The sequence below is a fragment of the Streptomyces sp. NPDC055632 genome, from assembly GCF_053618675.1.
Genome location: NZ_JBSHHY010000083.1, coordinates 1 through 6,118 on the forward strand (window position 1 = coordinate 1; position 6,118 = coordinate 6,118).

General features: G+C 65.5%; 6 protein-coding genes. 5 read left to right on the forward strand and 1 reads right to left on the reverse strand.

The window, feature by feature from the left end; translation table 11 throughout:
• Window positions 1-239 precede the first annotated feature (239 nt).
• Genes ACWGSR_RS37380 through ACWGSR_RS37390 form a run of 3 tightly spaced genes read left to right on the forward strand, consistent with a single transcriptional unit; the run spans window position 240 to window position 4,148 of the window.
• Window positions 240-1,640 carry a dsDNA nuclease domain-containing protein gene (locus ACWGSR_RS37380; protein ID WP_453573848.1) on the forward strand — a complete coding sequence of 467 codons (1,401 nt, stop codon included), beginning with the start codon at window positions 240-242 and terminating at the stop codon, window positions 1,638-1,640.
• Window positions 1,637-2,209, forward strand: a complete 573-nt coding sequence (locus ACWGSR_RS37385) for a hypothetical protein (protein WP_453573851.1) — start codon at window positions 1,637-1,639, stop codon at window positions 2,207-2,209. The genes ACWGSR_RS37380 and ACWGSR_RS37385 overlap by 4 nt, the downstream gene beginning before the upstream one ends.
• Before the next feature lies 1 nt (window position 2,210).
• Window positions 2,211-4,148: an AAA family ATPase gene (locus ACWGSR_RS37390; RefSeq protein WP_453573853.1), complete on the forward strand. Its 1,938-nt coding sequence runs from the start codon at window positions 2,211-2,213 to the stop codon at window positions 4,146-4,148.
• A gap of 104 nt (window positions 4,149-4,252) precedes the next feature.
• On the opposite strand, the gene ACWGSR_RS37395 is transcribed toward ACWGSR_RS37390, so the two are convergent.
• On the reverse strand, window positions 4,253-5,086 hold the full coding sequence (locus tag ACWGSR_RS37395; protein ID WP_453573856.1) for a hypothetical protein: 834 nt from the start codon (window positions 5,084-5,086) through the stop codon (window positions 4,253-4,255).
• Window positions 5,087-5,317: 231 nt separating this feature from the next.
• On the opposite strand from ACWGSR_RS37395, the gene ACWGSR_RS37400 reads away from it, so the two are divergent.
• Window positions 5,318-5,557, forward strand: coding sequence for a hypothetical protein (locus ACWGSR_RS37400; RefSeq protein WP_453573859.1), 240 nt, complete (start codon window positions 5,318-5,320; stop codon window positions 5,555-5,557).
• Window positions 5,541-6,026 carry a GNAT family N-acetyltransferase gene (locus ACWGSR_RS37405; RefSeq protein WP_453573861.1) on the forward strand — a complete coding sequence of 162 codons (486 nt, stop codon included), beginning with the start codon at window positions 5,541-5,543 and terminating at the stop codon, window positions 6,024-6,026. Before ACWGSR_RS37400 ends, ACWGSR_RS37405 begins: the two co-directional genes overlap by 17 nt.
• Window positions 6,027-6,118 lie beyond the last annotated feature (92 nt).

A 6,118-nucleotide genomic window follows, 5' to 3' on the forward strand; every position in this document is an offset into this window, starting at 1 on the left:
CACCGAACTCCACGACGCCTTCGTCTCCCTCGCCTGCAGCCTCATCTGCTGGAGACGCCTCAAGAAGGCCCGAACATGATCGTGTTACGAGCTCTGAGCAGGTCCGTCAGCAGCAGGCCGACGCCCGCTTCTACGGAAAGCTGATCCGCAACGCACAGTTACGTTTCAGTCCTTGAGTGTGATACGGCTATAGATCTTCGACACCTTGCCGACGCTTCAGATCGGTTGGGGGTGCTCTGATGTCGGAGCAGGGGGCGTTGATGGTCAATACAGCGGGCATGGGGCAGAGTGCTGATGGGGTCAGCATCCCTTCTGACGTAGTGGGTGCTCACGGTGTGGCGCACACACTTTTCGATCTGGCTCCCGAGGAAGACAGCGGCTCTGACACTCTGGGTCGTTACCGATACCAGGCGGAGGTAGCCGCCCGGGAGTGCCTGGCCATGCTCACGCAGGAAGCCATCGACTTCGTCGTCTGCGAGTGGCATGAGGACTTCGTAGTGGCGTGGGCCGACGGATCAGTGGAACTGGTGTCGGTCAAGCATCGCGAAGGGACTAGGGGCCCGTGGACGCTCACTGAGCTGTGCAAGGACGGTGGCCTTACCCATCTCTTCGACCGCTGGTGCGCATGTGAGTGTGCGGACAATGTCCGGCTGAGACTGGCCACGAACGCTGCCTTGAAGCCGGGTAAGGGCAATGCCGGCGTGCTGGCTCGGATGTGCGGCCCTGAGCCGGAACTCATATCTGGTCTGAACATCATGGCGGAGGACGTTGCACGCCAGATGCTAAAAGTCCGCTGGAAGCATCCCTACCCCAACGTCCCAGTCACTCCAAAAGTGCACAAACTCGCAGATATGAAGATACCCGCAGGCTTTGTGGACAAGGTCCTGCGCTTCCTGGCAGTGCTGGAGATCTCTTGCAAGCCTCCTGAGCGCGAGAGCATCACCGACGTCAACATCCAACGGCTTCTGGTGCCCGCGATCGAGCATCTGCAGCTGGCTCACGTGGACCTGGAAGCCACCTACCGAAGCATTGTGGATCGGATCGAGCGCGCAAACCGTGATGAGAGCGACCGTGCCCAGCTCGCCGTGTACATTGCTGACCCGAGTCGTGCCCGCCACAGCACTCAGATCCAGCAGCGCGTTGGCCGGCGCAGAATCACCCGCGAGATCCTCCACCAGCAGATCACCTACATGACGGCGCGGCTGCCCACCTTCCCGCGCGGCAAGGCTCCCGTCGTGGCGCCCGGAGGCGCAAAGCTCGGCCGCAAACTCCGTCGGGGTCTGGTGCCTTCCGACGAAGCGGCCTTTGCCGAGAGGCTCCGGTCTGCTTGGTACACGACCTGGTCCGAGCGGCGTTCTGGTCTGACAGGGGATGAAACCGACCTTCTGAACCTGTCCACGGACGTCCTGGAGATGGCCTTCGAGTGCCGCCGTCACGCCCGGGCTCAGGTGCCCGAGGGCAGCGAGTTCGGCAACAAGATGAACGACCTGCTCGCCGAGCGGCTCAAGGTCGACGCCCTGCCCTCGCCGCCTCCCTTCCAGCTCAACAACCAGCACCTGCGGGGGCTGGCCTACCAGCTATGCGACGAGTGCCTTTTCTTCTTCTCCGAGACGTTCGACGCTGATGAGGAAGCCTCATGACTCACGGCGCCGATTTCGAGACGGCTGTAGCGCGTATGCGGACTCAGCGACGGCAGGCAGAGCAGCGTGAGGTGCACTACCACGAGGCCCGCATCCTCCTCCTCATCGCCCGGTTCACCACACCCAAAGGCGGGCTCGCAGGGCTGACGAAACTCGCCAAGCTCGACTTCCTGTTGCGCTACCCGGCAATGCTGGAACGTCTCCTGCCCGCGGGTGAGGCGTCATGGCCGACAGGAACGGCCCCCACGCCGCCTGAGCGCCTTGCCGTCGAAAGCCGCATGACCCGCTACAAGTACGGGCCCTGGGACCAGCGGTACTACAGCATTCTCAGCTCGCTCACCGCCCGCGGCCTGATCACATACGGCGACAGCACCCGAGCCGAGTTCCGGGTGACGGCTCAGGGCGCTGCCGCAGCGACCGCTCTTGCCGCTACTGCGGAGTGGGCAGTGGTCGACAGCCGGATCAGACTGCTCAAGCGGAACTTCAACAAATCAGGATCTGCCTTGAAGAACCTCATCTACGACCGCTTGCCCGACGCCGTCGACCGGCCATGGCGAACGGAGATCTGACATGGCCGTCAACCTGCGCATTGTGTCCCTGACCGTAACGACCGCCGAAGCGGAACAGACCTATCGCTTCGACCGGCCGGCCACGGTCATCACGGGTCCCATCGGCACCGGCAAGTCCAGCCTGCTGATGCTGTTCAAGCATGCCCTGGGTGGCAGTGCCATGCTCACTCCGGCAGTCCGGGAGAACGTACTGTCAGTCAAGGCCGAGGTGGCGGTCGGCTATGAACGCATGGTCATCAGGCGGGCCATCGAGGGAGACGCCGCCGATACGGTGGACATCCTGGATCCTTACTCCCTGGCGCTGGAACAGACTCTGCCCGTGCGGGCCGGCGACGGCCCCACGACACTCTCCGACCACCTGCTCGACGTGCTTGGCTTCCCGCGGGAACAGATCGCAGCGCGCCGAGAAGGATCGGCCAGGCCGCAGAACCTCACCTTCAACGACCTCTACGCCTACACGTACCTCCAGGCTCGCGAGATCGACCGCCAGGTCGTCGGCCACCTGGACAGCTGGTTCGAGACCAAGCGCAGAGAACTCTTCCGCCTGATGTTCGGTCTCACCGACAGCGCCCTCATGGAGCTCAAGCGCACCACGAACCAGCTGTTGGACAAGCTGAAGGCCAGAACCGCCGAGCATCACAACGTCAGCGCATTCCTGGCGGCCTCCGACCCCCGCAGCGACGACGAACTACGGGCCGAGCTCAAACAGCTGCGCGACACCCTGGGCCGGGCCGAGACTGGCCTGAGGAGCCTGCGCACCGAACTCGAGGAACAGACCGCCGCTGACACCGCGCTGCGACAGGAGCTCCAGAGCGCCATCCGCTCCGCACGGCAGGCAGAAGAAGAAGTGGCGGCAGCCGCCGACCTAGTAGAAGCCCGGCACGCCGTCGTCGCCCAGGTTCACCTCGATCTGTCCCGTCTCGCCCGTTCGGCCACGGCGATCGACCAACTCTCCCCCTTCGAATTCGTCGCCTGCCCACGGTGCATGCAGACCCTGGCAGCCCGGCCCGTCGAGGACGGCCACTGCCTCGTGTGCCTCCAGCCCGACCCCCTCGAGGCCGACATCGACCCGGCGGCCATCGAAGAGACCCGCACCACGCTGCAACAACAGCTCGAGGACGCACACCGCATCCAGCAGTCCGACGAGACGCACTTGCAGGCCGCCGAGGAGCGCGCGCAGCAACTCAGCTTCGCTGTCGCCAGCCTGCGCCGGCAGCTCGATGCCCAGACCCGTGATGCCGTGGCTCCACGCTTCGACGCCATCGCCGAAGCCAGCTCCCGGGTCGCCGCTCTCAAGGCCACCATCGACGCCGTCACCCAGCTGCGTGAGTCCTGGGCCCGGGTCCGCACCATCGAATCGAACATCCGCTCGATCAAAGCCCAGCGCACCCAGGTCAACAAGGCCATCAAGGATAAGTCCGAGCAGCTCAAGGCCAGCCAGACACTGGTCAGCGACCTCAGCGCCGAGTTCGGCCGACTCCTCACCAGCTGGAACCTGCCCTGGGTCGACACCGCTGTCATCGACCGCGACACCTACCTACCCGTGATCAACGGCCAGCCCTTCGAGAGCCTGCAGGCCTCCGGCGGCGGCATCGCCACCTCCGTCAACCTCGCCTACAGTCTCAGCCTTCTCGCCTTCGGGCTCGACCACCCCGAGGTCCTCGTACCGTCGCTCCTCGTGATCGACTCGCCTCGTAAAGCCTTCGGCAACAACGACTCCGACCGACAACGGGCGGCTGAGATCTACAGCCGCTTCAGGACCATGGCCGACGCGTACGGCCAACGCCTGCAGCTGATCATCGCCGACAACGACCCCCCACCCATCACCAGCGAATCCTTCGGCAAGGTGGAATTCGACTACGACAACCCCATGGTGCCCGGCGTCGACCACCCCGGCCCCGACCACGCCAGCCGCCTCGAAAACGAAACGGACAACTGACCTTGCGTTACCCGCGACCCGGGTCAGCTCGGCGTCCGGCTGGGCTCTTACCTGGACATTCACCAGGGCAACGCGTCCGGCGCACGACCGGGAGCCGAGTATGTCTAGATGGTGCTGATCAGCTGGGCGCTGGCTGAGCCGAGTTCGAGAGTCCCGGAGGAAGGAGTCTTCTCGCGGTAGCGGGCTCCTGGGATGCGGGCCTCGGAGCGAGTCAGCAGTTCGACTACGCGGTCGTGGTCCGTGTCTGAGTGGGCATCCCAGATGAGCCGGTCCGAGCGTGTGGGGTGGCCAGTGACCCAGGCCGGGCTGAGGTCGAAGCGGTACCACAGGGGCATGGAGCGCATCAGCAGTGCGCTGCGCAGTGGTGTGCTGGCGGTGAACGCCCAGCATGCGTGATGCGCTCCTTCCTCGTCGGTGAGGCCATTGTGAGGCCACAGCGGTGTGCGCCCGTCGTTCTGGTGCCAGCTGGTCTCCTGCCGGAAGACCATGCGCGCGATGTCCTTGCCGTTCCAGCGGTGTGAGTCGACGAGGTCGAGGCGCCCTCCTGTAGGGACGTGGATCAGGCGCACCCGTCGGCAGGTGAAGTCGATCAGCCGCAGGCCAGGGATGCCGCACACGCCGTGGTCTTCATGAAGAAAGGGCAGGAGGCGGCCGGCGATGCGGAAGGCCGTGTTGGTGTGGATTTCCAAGTGGCTTTCCTGGTGGCAGATGACGTTCAGATAGCCGTTGATGCTGGCCATCGCGGTCTTCCGCGGCTGTTCCAGGGGGTGGGGATGTTCGCGGGTGCTCATGAGGCACTCGAAGAGCAGAGCCTGGAAGGCTAGTTGACCACGGTCGGTGGGATCCAGGGCGGAGCGGCCGTCCTTCGCCTGAAGTCGTCCCAGGTACAGAAGGTGGGCGAGTTCCTTGCTAGTCCGCTTGTCGGTCGTGTGCGGCATGAGGTTCCTGCTCCGGCTGTCCCCCGGGCGGCAGCCGTGAAGGAAGTCATGCACGGGCACCGACAAAAGATGTTGCGGGACCGGGCATCTCACCCTTGAGGCATCTGCGGCTCCGCCCGGGCGGATCGCTCGCCTTCAGGCCGTCCCTGGCCTGTGAGGTTCACCGTACCGAATTACCCGCGTCCGGCACCACGACATGCCGGGAGAGGCGACCTCATACGGCCCAGTGGCATGGGCGAGTGGTTCGTCGTGGCGCGGTGGAAGGGATCCGCGGCCGTCACTCTTGGACAGGGCGGCGGCGAGGCGCCGGACGTTGGCGGCGACCGCGCGGGCGTGGCCGGTGAGCTGGAGGGCAATCTGCTCGTGGTCGCAGGGTGCGAGGTCCGGGTTCTTCCACGCGAGGACGGCGGTGACGAGGGCCTCGTGCACGCCGCGGTCCTGGAACACTCGGGGCATGCCGCTCATCCGTGACATCGCCCCAGCCGACTACCCGGCGGTGGAGGAGCTGCTGTACTTGACCGATCTGGGAGTCGGCGGTTTCTACGACCCCGGGGGCCTGGACGTCGTCGTGGCCGAGCTCCAGGGGCGGCTCGTCGGTGTCGCCGAGTTCGAGGTCCGCTGCGACTTCGGGCACGACGAAGGTCGGGAGGCGCACCCCGGCGGGCAGACGTTCATCTCGACGATGGCCGTCGCTCCTACCGATCGTCGCGGCGGGGTCGGCCGGGCGCTTCTCGCCGAAGTCGCCCGTCGGGCCCGGGAAGCCGGCGACACGTTCCTGGCCTTGGTGCCGCAGGACGGCGCCGACGAGGCTGACCGGCAGGCGTTCTTCCATGCGTGCGGGTTCACGCTCTACGGCCCGGCCGGACCGGGCGCGGCATGGGGCTGCCGGGTCTCGGAGATCCTCGTCGTAAAGGGCACCGCCGAGACCACAGGTGAGTAAGACGTCGTTTCTTATGGCGCTCTTGCGGTTATCGTGCCCGAGGGGGCCATCGTTGGGGTTGGGCAAGGGGTGGGGGATCGTGGACGAGGCGT